The sequence below is a fragment of the Flavobacterium sp. Flavsp81 genome (assembly GCF_059491325.1).
On record NZ_CP168505.1, the window covers coordinates 2,368,036 to 2,394,041 of the forward strand.

The 26,006-nt window shown below is 33.2% G+C and carries 26 protein-coding genes and 1 tRNA gene; 12 read left to right on the forward strand and 15 right to left on the reverse strand.

From position 1 onward, the window contains the following. Positions 1 to 38: 38 nt before the first annotated feature. The 8 genes from ACEN92_RS09625 to ACEN92_RS09660 all read left to right on the forward strand — a co-directional run bounded on the left by ACEN92_RS09625 (position 39) and on the right by ACEN92_RS09660 (position 7,730). Positions 39 to 875 carry a DUF6929 family protein gene (locus ACEN92_RS09625; protein ID WP_495642149.1) on the forward strand — a complete coding sequence of 279 codons (837 nt, stop codon included), beginning with the start codon at positions 39 to 41 and terminating at the stop codon, positions 873 to 875. A 183-nt stretch (positions 876 to 1,058) separates the two neighbouring features. Continuing rightward, positions 1,059 to 2,015, forward strand: a complete 957-nt coding sequence (locus ACEN92_RS09630; RefSeq protein ID WP_495642150.1) for an STM3941 family protein — start codon at positions 1,059 to 1,061, stop codon at positions 2,013 to 2,015. Between the two features lie 47 nt (positions 2,016 to 2,062). Beyond that, positions 2,063 to 2,563, forward strand: coding sequence for an RNA polymerase sigma factor (locus tag ACEN92_RS09635; RefSeq protein ID WP_495642336.1), 501 nt, complete (start codon positions 2,063 to 2,065; stop codon positions 2,561 to 2,563). A 2-nt stretch (positions 2,564 to 2,565) separates the two neighbouring features. After that, the gene (locus tag ACEN92_RS09640) at positions 2,566 to 3,528 is read left to right on the forward strand and encodes a hypothetical protein (protein WP_495642151.1); all 963 of its coding nucleotides are present in this window, start codon (positions 2,566 to 2,568) and stop codon (positions 3,526 to 3,528) included. Positions 3,529 to 3,561: 33 nt separating this feature from the next. Then, entirely contained in the window at positions 3,562 to 5,709 is a 2,148-nt protein-coding gene (locus ACEN92_RS09645) for a vWA domain-containing protein (protein ID WP_495642152.1), read from the forward strand. A 75-nt stretch (positions 5,710 to 5,784) separates the two neighbouring features. Beyond that, positions 5,785 to 6,372, forward strand: coding sequence for an LURP-one-related family protein (locus tag ACEN92_RS09650; RefSeq protein ID WP_495642153.1), 588 nt, complete (start codon positions 5,785 to 5,787; stop codon positions 6,370 to 6,372). A gap of 110 nt (positions 6,373 to 6,482) precedes the next feature. After that, positions 6,483 to 7,199: a 3-ketoacyl-ACP reductase gene (locus ACEN92_RS09655; RefSeq protein WP_495642154.1), complete on the forward strand. Its 717-nt coding sequence runs from the start codon at positions 6,483 to 6,485 to the stop codon at positions 7,197 to 7,199. 21 nt (positions 7,200 to 7,220) lie between these two features. Beyond that, the gene (locus ACEN92_RS09660) at positions 7,221 to 7,730 is read left to right on the forward strand and encodes a hypothetical protein (protein ID WP_495642155.1); all 510 of its coding nucleotides are present in this window, start codon (positions 7,221 to 7,223) and stop codon (positions 7,728 to 7,730) included. Positions 7,731 to 7,849: 119 nt separating this feature from the next. Here ACEN92_RS09660 and mtaB read toward each other — a convergent pair whose 3' ends face one another. Beyond that, positions 7,850 to 9,184 carry a tRNA (N(6)-L-threonylcarbamoyladenosine(37)-C(2))-methylthiotransferase MtaB gene (gene mtaB, locus ACEN92_RS09665; protein WP_495642156.1) on the reverse strand — a complete coding sequence of 445 codons (1,335 nt, stop codon included), beginning with the start codon at positions 9,182 to 9,184 and terminating at the stop codon, positions 7,850 to 7,852. Positions 9,185 to 9,677: 493 nt separating this feature from the next. Here mtaB and ACEN92_RS09670 point away from each other — a divergent pair, with 493 nt between their 5' ends. Next, positions 9,678 to 10,196: a hypothetical protein gene (locus tag ACEN92_RS09670; protein ID WP_495642157.1), complete on the forward strand. Its 519-nt coding sequence runs from the start codon at positions 9,678 to 9,680 to the stop codon at positions 10,194 to 10,196. Between the two features lie 99 nt (positions 10,197 to 10,295). Here the strand turns inward: ACEN92_RS09670 and ACEN92_RS09675 are convergent, their stop codons facing one another. The 11 genes from ACEN92_RS09675 to hisS form a co-directional block, all read right to left on the reverse strand. After that, complete coding sequence (locus ACEN92_RS09675; RefSeq protein ID WP_495642158.1) at positions 10,296 to 11,099, reverse strand: Cof-type HAD-IIB family hydrolase; 804 nt, start codon at positions 11,097 to 11,099, stop codon at positions 10,296 to 10,298. A gap of 73 nt (positions 11,100 to 11,172) precedes the next feature. Then, the gene (locus ACEN92_RS09680) at positions 11,173 to 11,391 is read right to left on the reverse strand and encodes a putative signal transducing protein (RefSeq protein ID WP_495642159.1); all 219 of its coding nucleotides are present in this window, start codon (positions 11,389 to 11,391) and stop codon (positions 11,173 to 11,175) included. A gap of 33 nt (positions 11,392 to 11,424) precedes the next feature. After that, complete coding sequence (locus ACEN92_RS09685) at positions 11,425 to 12,240, reverse strand: alpha/beta hydrolase (protein ID WP_495642160.1); 816 nt, start codon at positions 12,238 to 12,240, stop codon at positions 11,425 to 11,427. Between the two features lie 18 nt (positions 12,241 to 12,258). After that, positions 12,259 to 12,921, reverse strand: a complete 663-nt coding sequence (locus tag ACEN92_RS09690) for a DEAD/DEAH box helicase (protein WP_495642161.1) — start codon at positions 12,919 to 12,921, stop codon at positions 12,259 to 12,261. A gap of 94 nt (positions 12,922 to 13,015) precedes the next feature. Further along, on the reverse strand, positions 13,016 to 14,179 hold the full coding sequence (locus tag ACEN92_RS09695; RefSeq protein ID WP_495642162.1) for a sigma-54-dependent transcriptional regulator: 1,164 nt from the start codon (positions 14,177 to 14,179) through the stop codon (positions 13,016 to 13,018). A 107-nt stretch (positions 14,180 to 14,286) separates the two neighbouring features. After that, positions 14,287 to 15,603, reverse strand: a complete 1,317-nt coding sequence (locus ACEN92_RS09700) for an ABC transporter permease (protein WP_495642163.1) — start codon at positions 15,601 to 15,603, stop codon at positions 14,287 to 14,289. Positions 15,604 to 15,664: 61 nt separating this feature from the next. After that, the gene (locus ACEN92_RS09705) at positions 15,665 to 16,594 is read right to left on the reverse strand and encodes an ABC transporter ATP-binding protein (protein ID WP_495642164.1); all 930 of its coding nucleotides are present in this window, start codon (positions 16,592 to 16,594) and stop codon (positions 15,665 to 15,667) included. 163 nt (positions 16,595 to 16,757) lie between these two features. Next, positions 16,758 to 17,867 carry a molecular chaperone DnaJ gene (dnaJ, locus tag ACEN92_RS09710; RefSeq protein ID WP_495642165.1) on the reverse strand — a complete coding sequence of 370 codons (1,110 nt, stop codon included), beginning with the start codon at positions 17,865 to 17,867 and terminating at the stop codon, positions 16,758 to 16,760. Between the two features lie 77 nt (positions 17,868 to 17,944). Beyond that, on the reverse strand, positions 17,945 to 18,523 hold the full coding sequence (locus tag ACEN92_RS09715) for a nucleotide exchange factor GrpE (RefSeq protein ID WP_495642166.1): 579 nt from the start codon (positions 18,521 to 18,523) through the stop codon (positions 17,945 to 17,947). A 344-nt stretch (positions 18,524 to 18,867) separates the two neighbouring features. Next, positions 18,868 to 18,938 (reverse strand) — tRNA-Trp (locus ACEN92_RS09720). A gap of 119 nt (positions 18,939 to 19,057) precedes the next feature. Next, complete coding sequence (gene hisS / locus ACEN92_RS09725; RefSeq protein ID WP_495642167.1) at positions 19,058 to 20,485, reverse strand: histidine--tRNA ligase; 1,428 nt, start codon at positions 20,483 to 20,485, stop codon at positions 19,058 to 19,060. 190 nt (positions 20,486 to 20,675) lie between these two features. On the opposite strand from hisS, the gene ACEN92_RS09730 reads away from it, so the two are divergent. Further along, positions 20,676 to 21,920, forward strand: coding sequence for an ABC transporter permease (locus tag ACEN92_RS09730; protein ID WP_495642168.1), 1,245 nt, complete (start codon positions 20,676 to 20,678; stop codon positions 21,918 to 21,920). 152 nt (positions 21,921 to 22,072) lie between these two features. On the opposite strand, the gene prmC is transcribed toward ACEN92_RS09730, so the two are convergent. From prmC to ACEN92_RS09745, 3 genes are read right to left on the reverse strand one after another with little or no spacing between them, the layout of a single operon-like run. Next, the gene (prmC, locus tag ACEN92_RS09735) at positions 22,073 to 22,927 is read right to left on the reverse strand and encodes a peptide chain release factor N(5)-glutamine methyltransferase (RefSeq protein WP_495642169.1); all 855 of its coding nucleotides are present in this window, start codon (positions 22,925 to 22,927) and stop codon (positions 22,073 to 22,075) included. A gap of 30 nt (positions 22,928 to 22,957) precedes the next feature. Next, complete coding sequence (locus ACEN92_RS09740; protein WP_495642170.1) at positions 22,958 to 23,767, reverse strand: hypothetical protein; 810 nt, start codon at positions 23,765 to 23,767, stop codon at positions 22,958 to 22,960. Positions 23,768 to 23,771: 4 nt separating this feature from the next. Next, the gene (locus tag ACEN92_RS09745) at positions 23,772 to 24,257 is read right to left on the reverse strand and encodes a GNAT family N-acetyltransferase (protein ID WP_495642171.1); all 486 of its coding nucleotides are present in this window, start codon (positions 24,255 to 24,257) and stop codon (positions 23,772 to 23,774) included. Between the two features lie 97 nt (positions 24,258 to 24,354). On the opposite strand from ACEN92_RS09745, the gene ribD reads away from it, so the two are divergent. Both ribD and ACEN92_RS09755 read left to right on the forward strand, forming a co-directional pair. Then, the gene (ribD, locus tag ACEN92_RS09750; RefSeq protein WP_495642172.1) at positions 24,355 to 25,407 is read left to right on the forward strand and encodes a bifunctional diaminohydroxyphosphoribosylaminopyrimidine deaminase/5-amino-6-(5-phosphoribosylamino)uracil reductase RibD; all 1,053 of its coding nucleotides are present in this window, start codon (positions 24,355 to 24,357) and stop codon (positions 25,405 to 25,407) included. Beyond that, complete coding sequence (locus tag ACEN92_RS09755; protein WP_495642173.1) at positions 25,400 to 26,002, forward strand: HAD family hydrolase; 603 nt, start codon at positions 25,400 to 25,402, stop codon at positions 26,000 to 26,002. Before ribD ends, ACEN92_RS09755 begins: the two co-directional genes overlap by 8 nt. Positions 26,003 to 26,006: the final 4 nt, after the last annotated feature.

The following is a 26,006-nucleotide window of genomic DNA, read 5'->3' on the forward strand; positions in this document are numbered from 1 at the left end:
GCTATCAGGGCTGGGCATTGATTTTCAAAACAAAATTCATGGAAAAATTTACATTAGAAATATTATTTCAAATCATCGGAATCGGTTCTGCATCAGGATTATTTTTCAACAACGATTCCCTTTATATTATTGGAGACAACAGCGGATTTTTATACGAATATAACATGCAGAATCAGCAATTAAGCCAACATCCTTTAATAGACAATCCATCGCAAAATATTCCAAAAAAACTCAAGCCCGATTTTGAATCCATCACGCATCATAATGACACTTTATATATTTTTGGCTCCGGCTCTACCGAAAACCGGAATAAAATGGTTGCATTTGATCTTAAAAGCAAAACCATTTTGCAAAAAAACAATCTGGTTGATTTATATGCTTTGATGCAAAGTTTTGGTGAAATAAAACCGGAAGATTTCAATCTTGAAGGTGCTATTTTCGATGGCGAAAACTGGTATTTATTCAATCGTGGCAACGGAATTTCAAACAAAAACACCGTTTTCACAATTCATGCAAAAAGTCTGGGAGAAGAATTTGCATTGGTTGCCACAAATTATAAATTGCCAAAAATAAAAGGCGTTCGTTCCAGTTTTACAGATGCAATTTTAGTCGAAGACAAAATCTATTTCCTATCCACAGCCGAAGACACTCAATCAACCTACGACGATGGCGAAGTTCTGGGAAGCTTCATCGGAAGAATAGATCTCAAAACCATGAAAATCGATTTTACCCAAAAAATCACTTCAACAAATAAATTCGAAGGTTTGACTTTATACAAAAAATCCAATAATAAAATCGAGTTTTTGCTTTGCGAAGATAATGATACGGAGCTTTTGGAAACGAAGATTTTTAAATTGAGTTTGCCGGTTAAGTAAAACTATATTTTTTTGACTTAAACAATATGTTTCAGAATCATATATAAAAACAATGACAGAAATAAAATTATACAAATCAAGCTGGAGAGGAATTAAACTTATAATAATGACTTTACCATTTGTTATAATTGGTGTCTGGATAATCTTGGAAGAAGAAAAAGGAACATTTAATTACATAATGGGATGGCTTTGTATCTTATTCTTTGGAATGGAATTCCATTAGGGATTTTTGTTTTATTTGATAAAAAACCACAAATAATAATTAATGATAATGGAATTTGGGATCGGACAATAAAACAGACTCAAATAAAATGGGAACAAATCATTGAAGCTTACCTGATTGATATTTATAGCCAAAAATTCATTTCAATTGTTGTTGATGAAACTTATCAATTCCAAACAGAACAATACAAATGGGCAGAGAAATTAACTGAAGCAATTGGTGCTCAAAAATTAAATCTAAACCTGGGTCAATTAAAAGTTGACGAAAACAAGCTTATAAGCTTAATAAACAAGATAAAAAAAGCCGAAAAAAATGACAGAAATAATTTAATTGAAACATTTGTATTAAATAATAAAGCGAATTCAGTTTCGGATTTTCAAAAATACTTCTTATACTTCTTAATTACGATATGCTTAGCTATATTTTCATTAAACAATTACTATGTTTTTTGGATTTCAATGATATTAATGGGAGTATCAGCATTAATTACCAGATGGTATAGAGGAACTACCAATAATTCAAAACTTCGAAAATATTCCGAAAGAATGACATTCGTAGGTCTTATAAATATGGTTTTAATTTTATTTGCTTTCAAAATGTATGATTATACTGCAGCACAAACAGGAATTAAAATAGTAACCGAAATTGAAAATTATAAAACTAAATACGGTGCATATCCAAATGAGTTAAAGATTGTTACTGATAAAATAGACTTAAATCCTGTTCAAAAATATATGGTTAACAAAATCGGTTATAAAACCAATAGAAAAGATTACATCATTGAACTTGAATTTTTGGATCATAATAAAAAAGTGTTTGACACAGAATTAAGGGAATGGATCTTGATTCAAATTAAAAATAATTTATTTTTCATCACTCTCCCAACCTTTTTATCTTTTTATCTCTCTTTAGTATAAAGACAACAATTGTGATAAACGAAATTCAAATTTCTAACTGCAAAAAAATGCATCGCGATGCGCAGCGTCAGGTGTATGAGTATATGGCTCCAAAGTTGTATCGTCTCTGCAAGCGATATCTAAAGAAGGAAGAAGAAATCGAAGAAGCTATGGCTGACGCATTCTATACTATATTTACAAAAATAGAACAACTCAAGGAAGTTCAGGCTTTTGAAGCCTGGGCCAGAAAAATAACCGTGAACCATTGTTTGGCTACAATTAAGAAGCATACTAATTTCAATATGTATCTTGATGATGTCAAATTGCTTTCTCAGCCTTTTACGGATGAAATCAATCATTTGGAAGAAGAAGATTTACTCAATTTACTAAACCATATTCCGGACGGCTGTAAAACTGTTTTTAACCTCTTTGTTATAGAAGGTTATGGACATAAAGAAATAGCCGCCATGCTTAACATTTCTGAAGGCACTTCAAAATCACAATTAAATGCTTCTAAAACCAAGCTGAAGGAATTAGTAAATAAATTGTATTATCAAAAAGCAAAATAGTCATGGACAATCAAGATAAAATATTCGAAAAATTTAAAGAGGCTTCGCACAACGCCGAGAGCAAGGATTTTCCGGCAATGGAAAAAGTCTGGTCCCGTGTTGAAGAAAAACTTGACAAAAAAGAAGACAAGAAAACCATTTCATTATGGAAAAAAATCGCAATTGCTGCTTCTCTTTTGCTGGTAATTTCTTTAGGATCTCAATTCCTTAAAACTGATAAAACGCCCAATATTGAAAATACTGATAAAGTTGTAACTAACGAAAAGGAAAAAGAAGCAGTTCAGAAAACTGATTCAGAAAAAAATAAAATGGCTGTTTCAGAAGATTCCGGAATAATTTCAAAAGCTGAAGCTGAAAAAATCTTAGATAATCAAATTAAACAGGAATCAGCAGTTGCAGTAAATGAAGTACAAAGTTCCAACACTGAGGCAATAGGCTACGGAACCTCATCAGTGATAGCTCCTGATGAAATTACTGCTTCCGCTCCAATAACAACTTCCGGTTATGTAAGTGAAGAAGATTCTGTAGAAAAAAACAAAGCTTTTGCTCCCATTGTAAGATCAGTAAAAAGAGAGCCCTACCGCATTGCAGATTCTGAGGCAGAAACTCAATTGGCTAAAAAAACTGCCCCGTTAGTTATAATGAACGGAAAAGCTATTTCTCACAGTAATGATGAGAAAAGAGATAAAATGATGCAGGAAGAACTTCCTAATATGAACCCGGAAAATGTAGAATCACTGGTAATATTAGATGAACCATTATATATTATTGACGGAAATTATTATTCTGAAGATGATTTATTTGGCAAAAACCCAAAGAGCCCTTATGCTCCTTTAAACAAGCAGGAAATCAAAACCATTACGATTCTTCAGGATCTTGAAGCCACATCAAAATATGGCGAAAAAGGTAAAAAAGGAGTTGTAATAATTACTACCAAAACAGGAAAACCGGCTTTGAAAAAATAGCCAAAACACAACATTAATTTAAAAATCATTATCATGAAAAGCTTAAAACTTATTTCATTAGCCCTTTCTATGCTTGTATGTTTCGTAACATTCGCACAGGAAAAAACGATTACGGGAATAGTTTCTGATGAAAACAGACAACCACTTCCCGGTGCAAATGTTATCAATCAGAATTCTAAACAAACTGCTCAAACCAATTATGACGGAAAGTACAGTATTCAGGCTCAAAAAGGAGATCTTTTGGTTTTTAATTACATAGGTTATGAAACTCAAAGACAAAAAGTAGAAAACTCATCTATGATGAATATCAAACTGCTTCCGGCTTTTCAAAGTTTGAACGAAGTTGTTGTTATGGGTTATGGAACAAGTTCCGGGGAATATGAAAGTAATAACTACCGCCCATCAAAGAGAAAAGAAAAAAAAGATACAGCTGCAATGGTCGCGGGTGTTCAGGTTACTCAAAATACCCAATATGTTGCCAGCCCAAAAGTAGTGATTCGGGGAGCTGAATCGGTTTCTCCTAAAAATGAACCTTTATATATTGTGGACGGAGTTGTCATAAAAGCGGATCAAATGGCACAAATAAATCCTAATGATATTCAGGACATCAAAGTTCTAAAAGACGCTGGCTCAACTTCTGTCTATGGCGCTAAAGGCTCAAACGGTGTTGTTGTAATAGCCACAAAAAATGATATTTATAAAAATCTTACGGAGAAAGAACTGAATACAAAATTGAAACACACTGACGTCATTCAACCCGAACAAGTAAATGACGAAGATTATGATGCCTTTACAGAAAATGCTTTTGAAAGTCCGAAAACCTCGCCGCTTTCTACTTTTTCAATAGATGTTGACAATGCTTCGTATACTAATATTAGACGTTTTATAAACAACGGACAGGCAGTTCCAAAAGACGCAGTCCGTGTTGAAGAAATGGTGAATTTCTTTAAATACAATTATCCCCAGCCAAAAGATCAAAATCCGTTCTCAATCAATACAGAATTAAGTGAATCTCCCTGGAATCCACAAAATCAAATCCTGAAAATTGGTTTACAGGGAAAAAACATCCCAACTGATGATTTACCGGCTTCAAATCTTGTTTTCTTAATTGATGTCTCAGGCTCTATGAGCGACCCTAACAAACTGCCATTGCTAAAACAATCTATGAAAATACTGGTAAATGAACTCCGCTCAAAAGACAAAGTGGCCATTGTAGTTTATGCCGGCGCTGCAGGATTGGTTTTATCCCCTACCTCTGGCGATGAGAAAGAAACAATTATTGAGGCTTTAGAAAATCTGAATGCGGGAGGAAGCACAGCCGGAGGTGCCGGAATTGAACTGGCTTATAAAATTGCTGCTGAAAATTTTATTAAAAACGGAAATAACAGAGTTGTCCTGGCAACAGACGGAGATTTTAATATTGGAAATTCCTCAAACTCAGACATGATGGCTTTAATAGAGCAAAAAAGAAAAACGGGGGTTTTCTTAACATGTCTGGGTTACGGAATGGGAAATTATAAAGACAGCAAAATGGAAACTCTTGCTGATAAAGGAAATGGAAATTACGCTTATATTGATAACATTCAGGAAGCGAATCGTTTTTTAAGCAAGGAATTTAAAGGCTCTATGTTTGCTATTGCGAAGGATGTAAAAATCCAGATCGAATTTAATCCTAAACAAATTCAGGCGTATCGATTGATTGGGTATGAAAACAGAAAACTTCGTCCGGAAGACTTTAAAAACGATGCCATTGATGCAGGTGAATTAGGAAGTAATCACACCGTTACGGCTTTATATGAAATTATTCCTGCCGGAGTTAAAAGTGATTATTTGAGCCAACAGGCAGACAGTTTAAAATATACTAAAGTAGAAGAAAGTACTAGTAAATATAACAATGAATTGGCCACTATAAAATTCCGTTACAAAAAACCTGATGGAGATAAAAGCATCGAAATGATAAACGTGATTGAAAACAAAGTTATTTCATTACAAAACTCCAGTGACGATTTTAAATTCAGCACAGCAGTTGCCTGGTTTGGACTAAAACTACGAGATTCGAAATTAATCACCAATAAATCTTCTGAAGAAATTATTAAACTGGCAAAAAAAGGATTGTCAAATGATGCTGATGGTTACAAAGCTGAATTTATTCGTCTGACAGAAGGTATAAAAACACTTTAATTAATAGATATTTTATTACATTTGGTTTTTCTCTAATTGAAGACAACTATTTATAAACAATTTTAAAAAATCATAATGAATCCAATTTTAAATCAGAATTTATTTCTTGTAAAAGAACACGTTGGCATGTTTAAAGCAGCAAACAACTACGATATTTACCATCCGGAATCTAACGAAATTATTATGAACTGCCGGGAAAACAATCTTGGATTTTTCACGAAAGTGCTTCGTTTTACAGATTATAAAAGAATGACGCCTTTTAATGTTGAAATTACTACTCCTTCCGGAGAAAAGTTAATTACGGTAAAACGTGGTATTGCGATTTTTCGCTCTACTGTAGAAGTTCTCGATGAGAAAGATCGTCTAATTGGAACTTTCAAACAAAAGTTTTTTTCTATTGGAGGAAAATTCGAAATTCTGGATAAAAATCAAAGACCCTGCGCCACACTTCAGGGAAAATGGACCGGCTGGGATTTTACATTTTCGCATGAAAACAAGCAGCTTGCACAAGTAAACAAAAAATGGGCCGGAATGGGCAGAGAATTTTTTACAAGCGCCGATAATTATGTCCTTCAAATAGAAGAAACTGTTGCTGCTGACAGTCCGTTGAGACAATTAATCCTTGGAGCTGTTATGTGTATTGATATGGTTCTGAAAGAATAACAAAGTTGTTAAACTTAGATTAAGAAACAGCAAAAAGCATCATTTTAGTAATCAAAAGAATTATTTTTGTGTAACTAAGATGGTGCTTTCTGCATTTCAAAAATACGATGATGACAGACTTAAAAAATAAAAATGCCCTAATCACAGGTGCAGGAAAAGGAATTGGAAAAGCTATTGCTCTCGCTTTAGCCAAAGAAGGCGTAAACGTAATTTTAATTTCAAGAACACAACTGGATGTAGATCAATTAGCCATAAAAATTGAAAATTTTGGCGTTAAATCATTAGCATTGTCAGCAGATGTTTCGGATATCAACTCAATAAATACAGCAATTAAAAAAGCGTTAGCTGAATTTAAAACTATTGATATTTTAATCAATAATGCAGGCATTGCCTCTTTCGGGAATTTTTTAGAATTAGAACCAACCGAATGGCAGAAAATCATACAAGTAAACTTAATGGGAACCTATTATACAACCCGTGCCGTTTTACCAAATATGATTGAAAGACAAACAGGTGACATCATTAATATTTCGTCTACTGCGGGATTAAACGGAAATGCTTTAACAAGTGCTTACAGTGCTTCTAAATTTGCTGTTATGGGTTTAACAGACTCCTTAATGCAGGAGATGAGAAAACATAATATTCGTGTTACCGCTTTAACACCCAGTACGGTCGCAACCGATATGGCAAAAGATTTGAACCTGACTGATGGAAATCCTGAAAAAGTAATGCAGTCTGAAGATATAGCAGAATTAATCATTGCCCAACTCAAATTAAACCGTAGAGTTTTTATAAAAAACAGCAGTATCTGGTCTACAAATCCGTAATTTTAAAATTAAAAACATCAAATGGAACAATATTTAAGACAATTGATTTCAATTGCATTTACAGACAAAAAAGAAATCTTCACCGGTTTTCTGATTGATTATTCGGATGATTGGATTTTATTAAAAAACAATCCTATTGATTTTATAATTGATGGTTTTGTGATTCTAAAAAACAAAAATATCGAAGCTATCGAAAGAGATGAAGAACTTATATTTAACGAAAAAGTGATTCGTCTGAAAGGTTTAAAAACTAATGCCGAAGATATTATTCCGATTAAGGACTTGAGTACGATTCTAAATTATATCAATACTAAATATGGCATTTTTCAGATTGTAAAGAAATCACCAAAATCTGTTTATTTAGGAAAACTCATTGAGATAAACGAGGATATACTAACCATTGATTTTCTGGACATCAGAGGTGCGTTTGGCGGTGAATTAAGTTTTAATCCTGAAAAAATAAGGGTTATTGAATTTGATTCGGATTATATCAATTCATTGAAATTGGTCGCTGAGGAAAACGAAAAGTAAAATTTTATAAAACAAGAAAGCCCTTTTTTGAAGAGCTTTTGTTTTTTTGTCACATCGAGCGGAGTTGGATGCTTTATTTTCTAAGGTTCCCCACTTCGCTCGAACTGACAAACTATGTGTTAAGCTTCAGCTAATTTACTTACAAACTCCAAGCGAACACTTCCATCCTCATCAATTTTGGTTAAATTAATTTCCTGTAATGTATTTACCAATTCCGGATTCCATGGCGTTTTTACTTTTACATAGTTTTCAGTAAAACCATGAATATATCCTTCTTTATTTTCACTTTCAAATAGAACCGTTCTGTTTGATCCTAATTGGCTTTCGTAAAAAGCACGGCGTTTTTTAACCGATAATCCCCTTAGCATTTTACTGCGTTTCGCTCTCACATTAGCAGGGACAACTCCCAACATATTTACCGCTTCGGTATTATCTCTTTCTGAATAGGTAAAAACGTGCAGATAAGAAATATCCATTTCATTCAGAAAATGATAGGTTTCTAAAAAATGCTCGTCAGTCTCACCCGGAAAACCAACAATAACATCAACACCTATACATGCATGAGGCATTACTTCGCGAATTTTATCTACACGTTCTGTATAAACTTCACGTAAATAACGGCGTTTCATTAATTTCAAAATATCATTGCTTCCTGATTGTAACGGAATATGAAAATGCGGTACAAAAATTCTGCTTTTTGATACAAATTCGATAGTTTCATTTTTCAATAAATTAGGTTCGATAGATGAGATACGCAAACGTTCAATTCCATCAACCTTATCTAAAGCCTGAACTAAATCAAGAAAAGTGTGTTCATGTTTTTTATTTCCGAACTCCCCTTTTCCGTAATCTCCTATATTTACTCCTGTCAAAACAATTTCTTTAATGTTTTGTGCCGATATTTCTTTTGCATTTTGTAAAACGTTTTCAAGAGCATCACTTCTTGAAATTCCTCTCGCTAAAGGGATCGTACAATACGTACATTTATAATCACATCCATCCTGAACTTTCAAAAAAGCACGGGTACGGTCACCAATAGAATAACTTCCAACATAAAAATCAGCTTCGGCAATTTCGCATGAATGAACTTCACCCATATCGTTTTTGCTTAAATCATGAATATAATCGGTAATTTTAAATTTTTCAGTGGCGCCTAAAACCAAATCAACTCCATCAACAGCTGCCAATTCTTCCGGTTTCAATTGTGCATAACAGCCCACGGCGGCAACAAAAGCCTTATCATTGAGTTTCATTGCTTTCTTTACAACTTGCTTAAACTGCTTATCAGCATTTTCAGTAACCGAACAGGTATTGATAACATATATATCCGCTATTTCTTCAAAATCGACACGATCAAAACCCTCATCATTAAAATTTCGGGCGATTGTAGAAGTTTCTGAAAAATTCAGTTTACAGCCAAGCGTATAAAAAGCAACTTTTTTTCTATTTTCCATAGGAACACACTACATTTTAAGCAGTAAGATATTATTTTACATCTTCATTAAAAGAGTTTGCAAATTTACACACAAATTTCTTTAAAATAAAATCAACAATACACTATAAATCAATATTTTGCTCCGGACGTTTATTTACCCTTTCTTAAAAAAACAAATATATAATCATATTTAAACAATAAGCAATATTCTGCTTTAGGTATTCATTATCAGCACGAAAAGTTAAAAAACAACAGAAAACACCGACAAAAAGCAAATAAACCCGATTAAATGTAAAATAAAATATAAAACAAAATATAAAATATTCTGCTATTTATTTTGCTTACATCAATTTTAAAGCTAAATTCACACATCGAAATTTGATAAAAAATAATTTAGGAAACATACGATTATTAGATTATTAACGTTTTTATCTTTTTAAAATACAATACAATTTCAATGGGAAAGCCGAAAACCACTATAGAGTAGGCAAATTTTTAAAATTTAAAACTTTATGAAAGCATTTTTCCCCACGATCTGCTTAATGTTCTTAACTATTTTTAGTTCACAGGCGCAAACAAATGCAGCTGCTACAAATCCGTTTCCAACAATTAGCACGCTAACAAACTGGGCTAGTTTTAACTCCCAACAACAGTTTGACATTGCTATTCGTGCTGTTGGATTTAAATTCGAAGTTAAAGAGCCAGGTGAAGGATCTACGGCGTATACCTATATTAGAAAAGTTGTTGTAAACGATGTAAACTATACAGACCGGATTGTTTACCGAATTACGAATAACAACTCTGCAAGCATAATTTCTTTAGTGACAGCTTCTACTGATTTAGTTAGCTTGTACACACCACAGTTAGCGACTTTTAAAAACAACAATTGCAAAACAGAAATGTCCAAAGACAAAAATACTACCTGCAGCTGTTACGAAAGTGCAAATTTTGCAATCGATCTTTGTGATGAACGCGTAAAATTGACAATGGGCGACGGAAATAAATATTTTGTTTCGGTAGCTAAAAAATAAAAAATCAGCTACATTACCTTAAGGTAATAGTAAATAAAAATCCCAAATTTTAAAAGTCTTTAAAATTTGGGATTTTTATTTATAGTTCTATCTGAAAAATCAATTCAGAATATAGCGCTGCACAACCTCTGCAACTCCGTCATTATTATTTGAAGCTACGATTACATTTGCTTTGTCACGCAATTCAGGCGTTACATTATCAACCCAAACACCCAAGCCTGCATATTCGATCATTGTTAAATCATTTCCTGCGTTTCCTACTGCAATAATTTCACTTTGATGAATGTTTAGCTTAGCTGCCAAGAGTTTTAAACTTGCCGCTTTATCAATTCCGTATTGAGCTGCTTCTAAGAAAAATGGTTTAGACATAGCAACACTTAAATGAGGCATTGCTTCTTTTAAATCCTTCTCCACTTCTTTTAAATAAGCGGGATTTTCCAACAAAATACATTTTACTGCCGGTCTGTCAATTGCCTCTTTAAAACTTGCTACTTTACGATGTACTAATCCTGTTATGTCCTTTTCAATTTCGATATATTCCGAATCAGTTTCGCTGATAATTTCATTATCCAGATAGGTAATAATGTGGGTTTTCATTTTCACGCTGTAATCATATAACTCGTGAATCTGTTCTTTTGTCAATTTCTGTTCAAATAAAACAAGATCATCTTTTACGGTACTGATTATAGCTCCGTTAAACGAAATTATGTACGAATTATTCAAATCTAATTCTAATTCTTTTGCATAAGCAGTCATGGCTGATGTTGGACGGCCAGAAGCCAAAACCACATAAACACCTTTAGCCTGGGCTTCAAGAAGTACTTTTTTATTCAGTTCCGAAATTTTATGATCGTCTGTCAACAAGGTATCATCCATGTCAAGCACCAGCATTTTATATTGCATATTTTTTTTAGTTTTCAGTCGCAGTCGCAGTTTTCAGTGATTACTGTAACTGAAAACTGTACTAATTACTTATTTAGATACTCATTCTGAAATTTTCAATAACCGGATTTGCTTTTGCAAAATCAGTTTCCTGAATAAATACCTCAACAGCCAAATCTGTTTGTCCAAAACCTGCCAAACGAGCCGATTGAATATTATCTTTTTTTGTTGTTTCTACTCCGGCTTGTTCTAATCTTTCCTGCAAAGCAATTGCTAAAACTTCGCTTCCCGAAAATACCTTCATTAATCCCATAACATTCTGTTTATATTATTATTTTTTAATTATTTATTGTAATATTATTTTTAGTTGGTTTTGAAAATCTTCATTTTCATTCATTCCGATGTGGCCTTGACCTTTTAAGGCACAAAAATGTCCTTTAAAATCTAATAGCTTATTTAATCGAACCGAATTTGAACACGAAATTAATTGATCATCTATACCGTGAAAAATATAAATAGGTCGCTTTACTTTTGGAAGATATCTGAAAGTTTCCAAATAAAACTTTTTCATGAAATCCGGAAAAAATGGTACTCTTTTACTCGATAATTCCGTGAAACTATAATAAGGTGATTGCAAAATTAAGGCTTTAGGTTTATTTTCAGAAGCCAAAATCGTGGCTAATCCTGAACCAATTGAATATCCTGCAATAATGATTTTATTCTCGGGATATCTTGCACACAATGTTTTATAAGCAACCGAAATATCTTGCCGTAACTGTTCTTCATTTTCTATTTCACCTTCACTTTTTCCAAAACTTCTGTAATCTAAAATAAAAATATCATATCCTAAATTGGTATAGATTTTAGCAATTCTTCCCCAGGTTTCTAAAGTTCCTGCATTTCCATGAAGGTAAAAAACTAAGCCTTTAGAATTTTCTGCTTTAAATAACAATCCATTTAAATTTACACCATCATAAGATTTAATATTTAATTCTTCGAACTTTTGTTGATAATCAAATTTATAATTCTTTGGAAGTCCGGCACCTTGAAAAACCATATCAACCTGATTGAAATATACATAGGAAACAATCAACAAATAAATAACAACAAAAAATGCTAAAAGCACTATTGTCAAAAATTTAAGCGTTTTTAATATTTCCATAAAATTTATAATTCCGGCTTATTCCTCTTCAATCTGATCTTCTTCTTCATCCAGTTCCTCTTCTCCTTCTTCATCCAAATCAAAAAGAAAAGGTTCCATTAACATTTTATCTGCCAAAATTTCGATGCGTTCCGTTAATTCTTCGGCAAAAACAATACGTTGTGTTTTAGCAATACTGTTCGAAATACGCATGATTTTAGTTTCATGACGCAGTTTCAAAATCGGATCAGCATCATCCAAAATAAACATTTTCAAACGGTTTACATTATAACCGGCACTCGCAAACATATCGCTTAATTTATTTGGCGTTCCAATAAGAACATCTATTCCAGTAGAAATATAGTTTTTATCATAATCCATATCGCCTTTGTCGTGCACACCATAAACTTCAAGATTGGTATATTTTCCGTATTTCGAAAAAAGTTCTACCATCTCTAAAACTTTGGTTTTGTCTTCAACAATAATTAAAGCTCTTGGAGATTCTTCTACCTGACCAGCCAATTGCTGAATTACGTTTATTACAATCGTAGTTGATTTTCCGCTTCCTTTTGGAGACAAAACAATACAGTCTGCTCCACTTTTTATAGTCGAAAAAGTTTCCTGCTGTAATATGTTTGCTTCAGTCAAACCATTTTCTATTAAAGCGTCTTGTAACTTCTCGTTTATTTTTTTTAATTTCATTCTTATTGATTAAAAGATTGAAAAATTGAAAAATTGAAAGATTTGGCTAAGCTGAAATCTTCAATTTTTCAATTTTAGAATCGTTAAATTTATTTTATTTACTTGCAAACATTTTCACGTCCGCTTCTGAGATTTCGTTTCCTCCCAGGATAATTAATCTTTCCACGACATTTCGAAGTTCACGGATATTTCCTGTCCAATCGTATTCCTGTAATAATTTTATGGCTGGTGCTGAAAACACTTTGACAACATTTCCCTGTTCCGAAGCAATTTTCTCTGCAAAGTATCTGATTAAAGCCGGTATATCATCACGCCTTTCGTTCAACGGCGGTACCTTAATTAAAATCACCGCCAAACGATGATATAAATCCTCACGAAAACGACCTTCCGCAATTTCTTTTTTTAAATCTTTATTGGTTGCAGCTACAACACGAACATCAACTTTTATATCTTTTTCAGCTCCTACTCTCGTAATCATGCTTTCCTGCAAAGCACGTAATACTTTGGCTTGCGCCGAAAGACTCATATCTCCAATTTCGTCTAAGAAAATAGTTCCTTTGTCTGCCGCTTCAAATTTTCCGGCACGATCTTTCACTGCCGATGTAAAAGCACCTTTTACGTGTCCGAATAATTCACTCTCGATCAATTCACTTGGAATCGCAGCACAGTTTACTTCGATTAACGGAAAATTAGCGCGCTCGCTTTTTTCATGTAATTGATGCGCTACCAATTCTTTTCCGGTTCCGTTTGGACCCGTAATCAAAACTCTGGCTTCGGTTTGAGCTACTTTATCAATCATCAATTTAATATGATTAATTGCTTCGCTTTCGCCTATCATTTCGTAATTTTTACTGACTTTTTTCTTTAGAATTTTATTCTCAACTACGAGTTGTTTTTTATCTAATGCATTACGAACAGTATTCAGCAAACGGTTTAAATCCGGTGGCTTCGAGATATAATCAAAAGCTCCTAACCTCATCGTATAAATAGCCGTTTCCATATCTCCATGCCCGGAAATCATAACCATCGGAATTTCAGGTTTTATTTTTTTTGCTTCTTCCAAAACCTCAACACCATCCATTTTTGGCATTTTTATATCGCACAAAACCAAATCGTAATCGTTGTTTTTTATTTTCTCAAGACCCAAAACACCATCTTCAGCTTCATCAACCTGATACGTATCATTTTCTTCTGATAAAATTTTTACCAAAACTCTTCTGATCGCTGCTTCGTCTTCTATAATTAGTATTTTACTCATTCTTTTTAAAGTTGCTAAGTTCTGAGTTGCTAAGATTCTAAGTTCTTTTTAAGAAGCTAAGAAAAACTTAGCAACTCAGTATCTTAGAATCTTAGCAACTTTAAAAATTAATATTTAAGCCATCTATACAATTCTTTCCATGTTGGTTTTTTTCCATACATTAAAATACCTACGCGGTAAATTTTTGCGGCAAACCAAACCACAAAGAAAAAGGTAGCAAACAATAATGATACCGAAATCGCAATTTGCCACCACGGCACACCAAACGGAAGCCGCATTAACATCACAATTGGCGAGGTTAACGGAATCATCGAAAACACTACAGCAATTGTTCCGTGAGGATCATTCACTACAGTAAAAAAACCAATATAAACACTCAAAATGAGCGGCATAATAATCGGTAAAAGAAACTGTTGAGAATCAGTCTGATTGTCAACTGCAGCTCCAATTGCCGCATAAAATGAACTGTATAAAAAATAGCCTCCGATAAAATAAACTATAAAACCAATCAAAATACTGGCTATAGGCAAATTCCATGCTTCACTAATATACATTTGTGCCGATCCTGAAAATTCCTGTTGCGCTGACTGCATCAATTCCGGCGAAATCCTTGCTGTTGGTCCAATATTTACTCCAAAAAATGCTGAAGCTGCAAACATTAATCCCAAACCAATTATTGCCCAAATTGTAAATTGTAATAATCCTGCCAAAGAAGTTCCAATAATTTTACCAATCATTAACTGAAAAGGTTTTACTGATGAAATAATGATTTCGACAATTCTGTTGGTTTTTTCTTCGATCACACTTCGCATCACCATATTTCCGTAAATGATAATAAACATCATGATTAAATATCCAAATGCGCCTCCAATACCAATTTTGATTTCGTTTAAGCCTTTTAAACTTTCTTCACCGGATGATTTTGCCAAGTGAATATTGATAGTCGCCTGTGCTTTTTGAATGGCAGTTGTATCTAATTTTGCTCTTTCAAGATTGAGCCTGGTGATTTTTGAAGCAATGACATACTGTGTTTTATCTATAAAAGAAAGACTCGGACTATTATTCGAAATAAACTCAACCTTGCTTTCTAAATCTTTTAAACTATCTGTTTTTGGAATAACAATTAATCCTTCAAAATTTTCTTTGACAATACTGTCTTTCAAAGCTTTTATATCAATTTCAGAAAGGTTCAGATATCTATATTCACTGTCTTTTTTATTCTGTTTTACAAAATCATCTGCAAAAAAACCCGTTTCGTCATGAATCGCAATTCGTTTGGTTTCGGCTTTCATAGAACTTAAATAAGCAATAAATCCGGCAATTGCCACAAACAATAACGGACTCAAAAAAGTCATAACAACAAAAGATTTATTGCGGACTTTTGCAATAAATTCTCTTTTTATAATCAATGAAATGATGCTCATTTGTATTTTAGATTTTAGATTGTTGACTTTAGATTTTAGGTTTTCACTCAAAATTTAAAATCTAAATTTCGTTTTCAGTTACTGTCTGGATAAAAATATCGTTTACGCTTGGAATTTTTTCTACAAAATGTGTCACCTGTCCGCGTTGCGTCAAGAGATGTAACAATTCATTTGGCGTGGCATTTCCTATCTGGATATCTAATTTTAAATCGTCATTTAATGATTTAAAATTAGCCGGCGAAACAGTAAATTTTTGTGTAATATCATACATTAAACCTTCTACGTTATCCGTCAGAATCCCAACCTCAAAACTATTCTTTCTAAATTGACGCTTAACATCACTTAGTTTTCCTTCAATTAATTTATTCGATTTATGGATTAAAGCAATATGATCACAAAGTTCCTCAACACTTTCCATTCGATGTGTCGAAAAAATAATTGTCGCCCCCTGATCTCTCAGAGCTAAAATTTCGTCTTTAATCACATTCGCATTTACAGGGTCAAATCCGGAAAAAGGCTCATCAAAAATCAATAATTTAGGTTTATGAAGCACACAAACCACAAACTGAATTTTTTGCGCCATTCCTTTAGAAAGTTCCTGGATTTTTTTATTCCACCAGCCCTGAATTCCTAAACGATCAAACCAATACTCCAGCTGTTGTTTGGCTTCGGCTTTAGAAAGCCCTTTCATTTGAGCCAGATACAAACATTGCTCGCCTACTTTCATTGAGCTGTATAATCCTCTTTCTTCCGGAAGATATCCAATTGTCTGTACATGTTTGGGATGCAATTTTTCTCCATCCAAAATTACTTCGCCGCTATCCGGCAGCGTAATTTGATTTATAATTCGGATAAGAGAAGTTTTTCCAGCTCCGTTAGGTCCTAATAATCCGTAAATACTGCCTTTTGGCACATTTAATGAAACTTCGTTAAGCGCTACATAATCACCGTATTGTTTTACGACTTTATGTACTTCGAGTAAGTTGCTCATGCTGTTTTTTAGAATTTGCTGCGTTGGTTTAACCATTGTGATTTCGCGCCTGTAAAAGTAAATAATTCGAAGCTAATCTGAGTAACAATACGCAAAAAACCCATCCTAATATTTACATTTGGATGGGTTTTATATTATTTGAACATTTTAGAAAAAGTTTAGCTTATGAAAACATATCTTTTACTTTCTCGAAAAATGATTTTTCTGATTTTTCAGGATTCGGAATAAAGTGTTCGTCGTTTAAAGCATTTTCAAAAAATTGTTTTTGCTCTTTATTCAATGTTTTAGGAGTCCAGACATTTACGTGAACCAGTAAATCTCCGCTTCCATAACCATTTATGCTTGGGATTCCTTTTCCTTTTAATCTTAGGATTTTTCCGGATTGGATACCTTCTTCCAGTTTAATACGAACTTTTCCGTTGATCGCTTCAATATCTTTAGAAACACCAAGAACTGCTTCCGGGAAACTGATATATAAATCAAAGTGAACATTTTCACCTTCACGTTTTAGGAATTCGTGTTCTAATTCTTCAATAGCAACGATCAAATCACCAGGAACGCTATTTCCCGGAGCATCGTTTCCTTTGTTGGAAACTTTAAGCTGCATTCCGTCAACAACTCCCGCAGGAATTTTAATTGATACTGTTTCATCTTCAAGAACCATTCCCTGTGCATCAGCTTCAGAAGGTCTTTTATCAAGAATTTGTCCGGAACCACCACAAGTTGGGCAAGTTGATGCTGATTGCATTCTTCCTAAAATAGTGTTGGTTACACGCATTACCTGACCCTGGCCGTTACAAGTCGAACAAGTTTTGTAGGTTACGCCTTTAGCCTGAACTTTACGTTTTACTTTTACTTTTTTCTCAACTCCATTAGCAATCTCTTCTAAAGTCAATTTCACTTTAATTCTAAGATTACTTCCTTTAGCGCGACGAGGACCGCCTCCGCCTCCGCCGAAACCGCCAAATCCTCCACCAAAAATATCACCAAACTGACTGAAAATGTCATCCATATTCATGCCGCCATGACCTCCGCTAAATCCTCCGGAACCATCAAATGCCTGGTGTCCGTATTGATCGTATTTCGCTTTTTTGTTAGGATCGCTTAAAACTTCATAAGCTTCTGCCGCCAATTTGAAGTTTTCTTCTGCCTCTTTGTCGCCCGGGTTTTTATCAGGATGATATTTTAGCGCACTTTTTCGGTAAGCTTTTTTAATTTCGGCAGCATCAGCATTTTTTGAAATGCCAAGTATTTCGTAAAAATCTTTTTTCATAATTAGAATAAATTCCAAATCCTAAAATTTCAAATTCCCTTTAAAATAAGGGCTTAAAACTCTATGTTTGTATTTTTTTAGTTACCGATCACCACTTTAGGGAAACGAATAATTTTGTCTCCTAATTTGTATCCTTTTTCTATAACATCAACAATTTTACCTTTTAATTTCTCAGAAGGTGCAGGAATTTGGGTAATTGCTTCAGCAAAATCAGCGTTAAAAGCATCACCTGCTCTTACTTCAACCTGCTCTAAACCTTTAGCTACTAAAGTGCTTTTTAGCTTTTCGTGAATTAATTCTACTCCTTTTTTCAAATTTTCATCGTCAGACTTGTTGATCTCTACAGCTGCTCTGTCAAAATCATCCAAAACAGGAAGCATTGCTAACAAAACTTCTTGATTAGCTGTTTTAAATAAATCGATACGCTCTTTTGAAGTTCTTTTTTTGTAATTCTCAAATTCGGCAAATAATCTCAAAAACTTATCTTTTTCTTTTGCCAAGTCTTGAGCCAATTGCTCTTCAACACTTAATTCCTCAACAATTAACTGCTCACCGTTGGCGTTGTTCTCTAACGTTACATCATCTAATTCCTGATCGAATTCTGTATTTTCCGTAGTCATATTACTTTTATTTTTAAAAATATTCTTAAACTTCATTTTTATTCTTTTTTTTGGATTGCAAAAGTACTGCCAAATCTTTTAAAATGTCAAATTGTCACTTTTATCAAAAATATAGATTCTTTTTTAAATAATTCCGCCTTTGAAAATTTAGTATAATTTTATGACTATTACGTTTTAGTTTGAAGTATATTTGAGTCACCAATATGTAAAATAAATTATTGCCTGTCAAAATTGAATTTAAGGGTTAGCCTCGGCTTTATAAATAATTATTAATTCAAGTTACCTTATATTAAAAAAAGCTTCGCCTATTTCAGACGAAGCTTTTTTTTTGTTTTTATCTTTATCCCTGTAAATATCTGATAAACATTAAAACCATTGTGCACGGGCGGAGGGATTCGAACCCCCATCAACGGTTTTGGAGACCGCTATTCTACCCTTGAACTACGCCCGTAACTTAAGGTCGGCAAATTAAAAGTTTTTTTTCTTCCCCAGCAACTATTTCAAGGAGAGATTTAAAAAGAAAATCCTTTAAAACTGTGTCTCTGCGGCAAAAACCTTCGCTACAAACAGTTAACCCAACAAAGCATTTTTCAATTCTTCAAAATCAACAGAAGTTTGTTCTCCTGTCACTAAATTTTTAAGCGAATACGAATTTGACGCAATTTCCTGATCGCCTGCAATTACTGCAAACGGGATCAATCTTTTATCTGCATACTGAAACTGTTTACCTACTTTTACGTTATCAGGATACAATTCCACTTTTATATTTTCTTTTCTTAATTTCTGAATCGCCTGCGAAGCGTACAAAGCTTCTGTATCTCCGTAATTTATAAACAAAGCCTTAGAAGTCGCTGCAACAGTTTCCGGAAATAATTGCAATTCTTCCAAAACCAAATAAATTCTGTCTAATCCAAAAGAAATTCCGACACCGCTCATATTTTTTAAACCAAAAATACCGGTTAAATCATCGTATCTTCCGCCTCCGCCGATAGAACCCATCGAAACGGTTTTTGGGGCTGCAACTTCAAAAATAGCTCCTGTATAATAATTCAATCCGCGAGCCAATGTCACATCCAGATCTAATGCCGCTGTCGACAATCCTAAAGTAGCCACATTGTCACAAATAAATTTAAGTTCTTCAACCCCTTTCATTCCTTCTTCTGATGAAGCCAATAAAACTGAAAGCTGACTGATTTTATTTGCAAAAGTTCCTGCAAAACTAAAAAGCGGCTGAACTTTAACCAAGGCTTCTTCAGAAATTCCTTTTTCGATCATTTCTTTCTTTACACCGTCTTCACCAATTTTATCTAATTTATCTAAGGCAACCGTAAAATCGATCAATTTATCTGAAGCACCAATTACTTCAGCAATTCCAGATAATATTTTTCTGTTATTAATTTTAATCGTTACACCTTCTAAACCTAAAGCCGAAAAAACAGTATCATACAATTGAACCAATTCTACTTCCTGCCACAATGATTTTGAACCAACAACATCGGCATCACATTGATAAAATTCTCTGTAACGCCCTCTTTGGGGTCTGTCAGCTCTCCAAACCGGTTGAATCTGATATCTTTTAAACGGAAATTCAATTTCGTTTTGGTGTTGCACCACGTATCTTGCAAACGGAACTGTTAAATCGTAACGTAATGCTTTTTCTGAAATTTTCCCGGTAAATTTATTCAACTCAATTCTTTGATTAAGATCAATCGTTTCAGCAGAATTAACTTGTAGGGATTCTATAGATTCCGGTAAATCAATTTTATTTTTATTGAAGAAAAAATTTCCTGAATTCAATATCTTAAAAATCAAACGATCACCTTCTTCTCCATATTTCCCCATTAAGGTATCTGAATTTTCAAACGAAGGGGTTTCGATCGGCTGAAAACCAAATTTCTCAAAATTATTTTTTATCGTTTGAATAATATATTGACGTTTTGACACCTCTGCAGGCGAAAAATCTCTTGTCCCTTGCGGTATGCTTGGTTTTGAAGCCATCTTTTTTATTTTAGATTTCTGATTTTAGATTTTAGATTTGTTGGAAATCTTAATTAAAATCTTCTTGGATTATTTTATTTTTAGATTTTTTTATTTCTAATGGACTGCAAATATCTTATTTTTTAAAATAAATTAGGGCAGTTCCAAAACAAACTTGTAACAAAAAACGTATTTTCGTGTCAAATTGGTCATGATGCTAAAATTATTCAAAGAAAATATCCGAATTGCGTTTGGTTCAATCAAAACACAATTATTACGTACCATTCTTACCGTATTAATTATTGCTATTGGAATTACCGCTTTGGTTGGAATCCTAACTGTTGTTACGGCATTAGAAAACACCATTTCTACCAATTTTGCATCAATGGGAGCCAATACTTTCAACATTAATCAATACGAAAACACTGTTAAGAATCGTGGTGGCAACAAGCGTGAAATCATAAATCCGATTATTTCATACCCCGAAGCTGTCGCTTTTAAAAACAAATACAAATATCCTTTTACCGAAACTTCTCTTTCCTTCACAGCAACTACAACTGCCGAGGTTAAATATTCAGACCAAAAAACAGATCCGGAAATTACAATTGTTGGTGTTGATGAACATTTTATAAGTAATTCGGGTTTAGAAATTAATTTAGGACGAAGTTTCAATCAATTTGATATTGAAAATAATACGTATTCCTGCGTTGTGGGATCAGATTTCGAAAAAGGTTTATTAAAAGACATCAACCCAATTGACAAGATAATTTCAATTCGTGGAGCTCGTTTTAAAGTTATTGGAGTTTTAAAAGAAAAAGGTTCAACTTTTGGAAACAGCCAGGATTTACGGGTTCTGATTCCGATTCAGGTAGCCCGTTCTTTATTTACTGCTCCAAATATTAATTACACCATAAGCGTAATGGTTTCTAAAAAAGAACTTTTGGACGAAGCTGTTGACAACGCTACAAGCATCATGCGAAGAGTACGTAAACTGAGTCCGGTTCGTGACAATAACTTTGGCATAGGGCGCAGTGACGATTTAATCAACAAAATTCTCGGAATCACTAAATATTTAGGCTGGGCTTCCTGGATTATCAGTATTATTACCATTTTAGGATCATCGATTGCTTTGATGAATATTATGATTGTTTCGGTTACAGAACGTACCCGCGAAATTGGAGTCCGTAAAGCATTAGGAGCAAAAAGAATAACTGTTGCAACCCAGTTTTTTATAGAAACCCTATTAATTGGACAGATTGGCGGTGTAGTCGGAATTATACTGGGAATATTAGTTGGTTTTGCATTTTCAACCGCTATGGGCTTTGCTTTCGTTATTCCGTGGATAGCTATTTTTGCAGCATTTGCAACGAGTTTCATGGTTGCAATTGTATCAGGTTTGTATCCTGCATTAAAAGCTTCAAAATTAGATCCTATTGAAGCTTTACGTTATGAGTAATATATTAATCTTTCCAGAGAAAAGAAACGAAATTTAATAAAAGGAATAAATCCAAATTTAGAGTTCTGGAATTATCATTTTGAATAATAGATTCCTACGGAATGACAAACTGTGTGTAAAAAACTTTCGCCTATAACAGACTGATAATAAAACTAAATACTCCCTTTAATCATACGGTCATTATCATAAATATCTTTTCGTAATTCTATATTCTCAAAATTCATATTTTCAAGTAAATCAATCATTTCTTTTCCTAAATATTGATTAATTTCAAAATACAGTCGTCCTTTTTCCAAAAGATTTTTTTGAGCCAGAGAAGCAATTTTTTTATAAAAAACAAGTGCATCATTATCTTCCACAAAAAGAGCAAGATGCGGTTCATAACCCAATACATTCTTTTTAATCTCTTCTTTTTCTAAATTCCGGATATAAGGCGGATTCGAAACAATAATATCGAAGTTATATTTTAGGTCGTCCAATTTCAGAATATCCTGAAATATAAAAGTAACTTCTACATTATTATTTACAGCATTTCTTTTGGCAGTTTCCAATGCCTTCTTCGATACATCAATCGCACAAATTTCTGCATTCGGGAGATTTTTTGCCAACGATATAGCAATACACCCACTTCCTGTTCCGATATCTAAAATCTTGAGTTTTTTAGATTTGTTTATATTAGAGTTTTCATGAATAATCCATTCGACTAACTCTTCTGTTTCGGGTCTCGGAATCAGGACATTCTCATTCACTTCGAAATCTAAACCATAAAAATTAGTTTTTCCTAATAAATATTGAACAGGAACTTCTTTTTTTAATTGATCTAAAAAAACATTCCAATCTACTATCTCAGCCTCCGAAAAATTCAATTCATGATTTAAAGCCAAATCAATCTGTCTCAATTTATGCTTATCTTCTAAAATTAAATAGAAAAAACTTTCCGATTCATATGCATCGTAAAAAGGCGACAATTCCTGAATAAATTGAGTTCTATATTGTTTAATTTTCATTTTATATCAATTATTAGAAAGCAGATTCAATTAACAGTCAAATTGTACCGCAATTTCAGCAACCCTTTTCATCGCCTCCCCATTTTTAGCCTTTGACGAAAGAAATAAAATCATTCGTTCCTCTTCATAATCCCTGCTTGCATTAAAAATCAAATCTAATTTACCATCTCCATCAATATCTCCTGCAAAAAGTAATTCGACAAAGGTGTCATTAAATCCCGCCTCTTTTAAAAGCACTTTTTCTATAGTCTTATCTGTAGTTAAGTAAAGTATATAGTTTTGTACATTTTTAAAAACCTCTTCTTTACCGTTCTCATCATTATGCCTTTTGCCCGAAGAAAGAACTTTCCCTTCAGCTCTCAAAGTATAATTGACATTATTTAATTTAAAAGTTACTTTTTCTTCTGGCCAGATCTTGTTTTTATCAATTTTTAAAAATTTTATTTTTCCTGGTTTCAATTCAGGATAATTCATAAAAACTATAGATTTATTTTCAGGAATAATAACCTTCAAAGAATCTTCTATACATTCATCATATCCATTTTCTATTTTATATAATGCTTTCCCCAGATAATATGATCCATTTTCTTTATATAAATCTACCCAGTTTGATGTTAATGCAGTAACCCGATCATCATAAGAAATTCGATAGGAACGTGGAAGTAAAATATCAAAATCGTTTTTAAAATCTTCATCAACAGCAGCTCCATTCTTTTGGGCAGTATCTTTAATAACGGTATTTTCTACAACTTTGATTTCCTTTTTTACTTTTTTTTCTTTGATATCTTTACAAGAAAACAGAATCAAAGCCAAAACAACTCCAACAAATAAATTTTTCATAGGCTTATAAATTTTTCAACATCCAGACCGGGCAAGAACAATGTCCGGTATTACCCATTGGAGCATCTAAATATTCAAAACCTGATTTTTTATATAATTTTTGGGCAGCATGCATAAATGGCATTGTTTCGATATAACATTTTTCAAAACCAAAGTTTCCTGCCTCATGCAAACATTTTTCCATCATTTGACTTCCAATTCCGAGGCCACGGGTTTCGGGCAAAAAATACATTTTCTGCAATTCGCAAATTTTCGGATCACCATTTTCTAAAGGAGCAATTCCGGCACATCCTACAATTTTACCTTCGTTTTCAACTACAAAATAAACCGATTGAGACTTATTATATTCTTCAAACATTAAATCCAAACATGGATCCTCATAAGCTGTTCCAACTTTTGGAATTTCCATTTCATCAAAAACAGATCGTATTAATTGAGCAACTGCCTGATTATCTTCTTTTTCAATTGTTCTTATAACCCAATTTTCCATATTTTTTACTTCATCTGATATAGTTACAAAAGTAAAAATAGTTTTCCGATAGTTCACTTAACTAAACCATAAACTCAAAAATAACTACTTTTGTATTGTGAATGTACATGAGAAATATATAAAACGCTGCATTGAACTGGCCCAAAATGGTTTTGGAACTACATATCCAAACCCAATGGTCGGAAGTGTAATTGTCTGTGAAAATCAAATTATTGGCGAAGGCTGGCATAAAAAAGCCGGCGAAGCACATGCAGAAGTAAATGCGATTAAATCTGTAAAAGACAAATCGCTGTTAAAAAAAGCTACTATTTATGTGAGTTTAGAACCTTGCAGTCATTTTGGAAAAACGCCGCCGTGTTCTGATTTGATTATTGCAAATGAAATTCCAAATGTCGTAATAGGAACTGTAGATCCTAATGAAAAAGTTTCAGGAAGAGGAATCAAAAAAATTGCTGAATCCGGAGCAAATGTTATTGTTGGTGTTCTGGAAAAGGAATGTAATGAACTGAATAAACGTTTTTTTACTTTTCATAAGAAAAAGAGACCTTATATAATATTAAAATGGGCAGAAAGCCGGGATGGATTTTTAGCTCCTGAAAAAAAAATCAGCCAGGATCGAAAACCTGTTTGGATAACAAACTCACACTCAAGGCAGTTGGTTCATAAATGGCGAAGCGAAGAACAGGCTATTTTAGTGGGAACTCAAACTGTCATTGATGATAATCCGAAATTAAATATTAGGGACTGGACTGGAAATAATCCTGTTAGGGTTGTTTTAGATCAAAATAACAGGATATCAAAAGACAGTTTTATTTTTGATGATACTGTTAAAACGATTGTTTTTACTAAATCTGAAATTGTCAGCGAAAAAGAAAATACTACCTTTGAAGTAATTGATTTTAGTCAAAATATAATTCCACAAATTCTGGAAGTTTTATACCAAAATCAAATACAATCTATTATTATAGAAGGTGGTTTGCAGACTTTGCAAACTTTTATAGACCAGAATATTTGGGATGAAGCAAGAATCTTTACAGGAAAAAAAACAACTTTCGGAAAAGGAACAAAAGCTCCGGTTTTATCTGGGAAAATCTCCACTAAAACCAATATCGAAGGTGATGAATTAATACAAATTAGAAATCATGATTGATACTATCATTTTTGACTTTGGAGATATTTTTATCAATTTAGACAAACAAGCCACCATTTCCGGATTGCAGAAATTAGGAATGACCGAATGGAATTCAGAATTTGACCGTTTAAATCTTTTATTTGAAACCGGTGATATTTCATATGATGATTTTCTGGCAGGCTTTCAGGAACAGCTTCCAAATGCTTCAAAAGAAGAGATTTTAGACGCCTGGAATGCTATTTTGGCTGATTTCCCTTTATATCGATTAGAATTCCTGCAGCTGCTTTCTAAAAAATACCGCTTATTTTTATTGAGCAACACCGACTCAATTCACATTGAAACTTTCGAAAACAAAAGCGGAATCTCTTTTTACAGTGATTTTTACCAATGCTTTGAAAAAGTTTATTTTTCTTTTGAGATTGGAAAGCGAAAACCAAATCCTGAAGTTTTTCAATACTTAATAAATAAACATGAGCTATCTCCAAAACGCACTTTGTTTATTGATGATAAAAAAGAAAACACAGATTCAGCTGCTGCTTTAGGCTTCCATGTCTGGAATTTACAGGTGGGTAAAGAAGATGTCGTCGATTTGTTTGACAAAAAAATACTTTAGAGAT

Coding starts and splice junctions, on each gene's coding strand:
- ACEN92_RS09625 (WP_495642149.1), top strand. CDS start 39: ATGGAAAAATTTACATTAGAAATATTATTTCAAATCATCGGAATCGGT.
- ACEN92_RS09630 (WP_495642150.1), top strand. CDS start 1,059: ATGGCTTTGTATCTTATTCTTTGGAATGGAATTCCATTAGGGATTTTT.
- ACEN92_RS09635 (WP_495642336.1), top strand. CDS start 2,063: ATGCATCGCGATGCGCAGCGTCAGGTGTATGAGTATATGGCTCCAAAG.
- ACEN92_RS09640 (WP_495642151.1), top strand. CDS start 2,566: ATGGACAATCAAGATAAAATATTCGAAAAATTTAAAGAGGCTTCGCAC.
- ACEN92_RS09645 (WP_495642152.1), top strand. CDS start 3,562: ATGAAAAGCTTAAAACTTATTTCATTAGCCCTTTCTATGCTTGTATGT.
- ACEN92_RS09650 (WP_495642153.1), top strand. CDS start 5,785: ATGAATCCAATTTTAAATCAGAATTTATTTCTTGTAAAAGAACACGTT.
- ACEN92_RS09655 (WP_495642154.1), top strand. CDS start 6,483: ATGACAGACTTAAAAAATAAAAATGCCCTAATCACAGGTGCAGGAAAA.
- ACEN92_RS09660 (WP_495642155.1), top strand. CDS start 7,221: ATGGAACAATATTTAAGACAATTGATTTCAATTGCATTTACAGACAAA.
- mtaB (WP_495642156.1), bottom strand. CDS start 9,184: ATGGAAAATAGAAAAAAAGTTGCTTTTTATACGCTTGGCTGTAAACTG.
- ACEN92_RS09670 (WP_495642157.1), top strand. CDS start 9,678: ATGAAAGCATTTTTCCCCACGATCTGCTTAATGTTCTTAACTATTTTT.
- ACEN92_RS09675 (WP_495642158.1), bottom strand. CDS start 11,099: ATGCAATATAAAATGCTGGTGCTTGACATGGATGATACCTTGTTGACA.
- ACEN92_RS09680 (WP_495642159.1), bottom strand. CDS start 11,391: ATGGGATTAATGAAGGTATTTTCGGGAAGCGAAGTTTTAGCAATTGCT.
- ACEN92_RS09685 (WP_495642160.1), bottom strand. CDS start 12,240: ATGGAAATATTAAAAACGCTTAAATTTTTGACAATAGTGCTTTTAGCA.
- ACEN92_RS09690 (WP_495642161.1), bottom strand. CDS start 12,921: ATGAAATTAAAAAAAATAAACGAGAAGTTACAAGACGCTTTAATAGAA.
- ACEN92_RS09695 (WP_495642162.1), bottom strand. CDS start 14,179: ATGAGTAAAATACTAATTATAGAAGACGAAGCAGCGATCAGAAGAGTT.
- ACEN92_RS09700 (WP_495642163.1), bottom strand. CDS start 15,603: ATGAGCATCATTTCATTGATTATAAAAAGAGAATTTATTGCAAAAGTC.
- ACEN92_RS09705 (WP_495642164.1), bottom strand. CDS start 16,594: ATGAGCAACTTACTCGAAGTACATAAAGTCGTAAAACAATACGGTGAT.
- dnaJ (WP_495642165.1), bottom strand. CDS start 17,867: ATGAAAAAAGATTTTTACGAAATACTTGGCATTTCAAAAAATGCTGAT.
- ACEN92_RS09715 (WP_495642166.1), bottom strand. CDS start 18,523: ATGAAGTTTAAGAATATTTTTAAAAATAAAAGTAATATGACTACGGAA.
- hisS (WP_495642167.1), bottom strand. CDS start 20,485: ATGGCTTCAAAACCAAGCATACCGCAAGGGACAAGAGATTTTTCGCCT.
- ACEN92_RS09730 (WP_495642168.1), top strand. CDS start 20,676: ATGATGCTAAAATTATTCAAAGAAAATATCCGAATTGCGTTTGGTTCA.
- prmC (WP_495642169.1), bottom strand. CDS start 22,927: ATGAAAATTAAACAATATAGAACTCAATTTATTCAGGAATTGTCGCCT.
- ACEN92_RS09740 (WP_495642170.1), bottom strand. CDS start 23,767: ATGAAAAATTTATTTGTTGGAGTTGTTTTGGCTTTGATTCTGTTTTCT.
- ACEN92_RS09745 (WP_495642171.1), bottom strand. CDS start 24,257: ATGGAAAATTGGGTTATAAGAACAATTGAAAAAGAAGATAATCAGGCA.
- ACEN92_RS09755 (WP_495642173.1), top strand. CDS start 25,400: ATGATTGATACTATCATTTTTGACTTTGGAGATATTTTTATCAATTTA.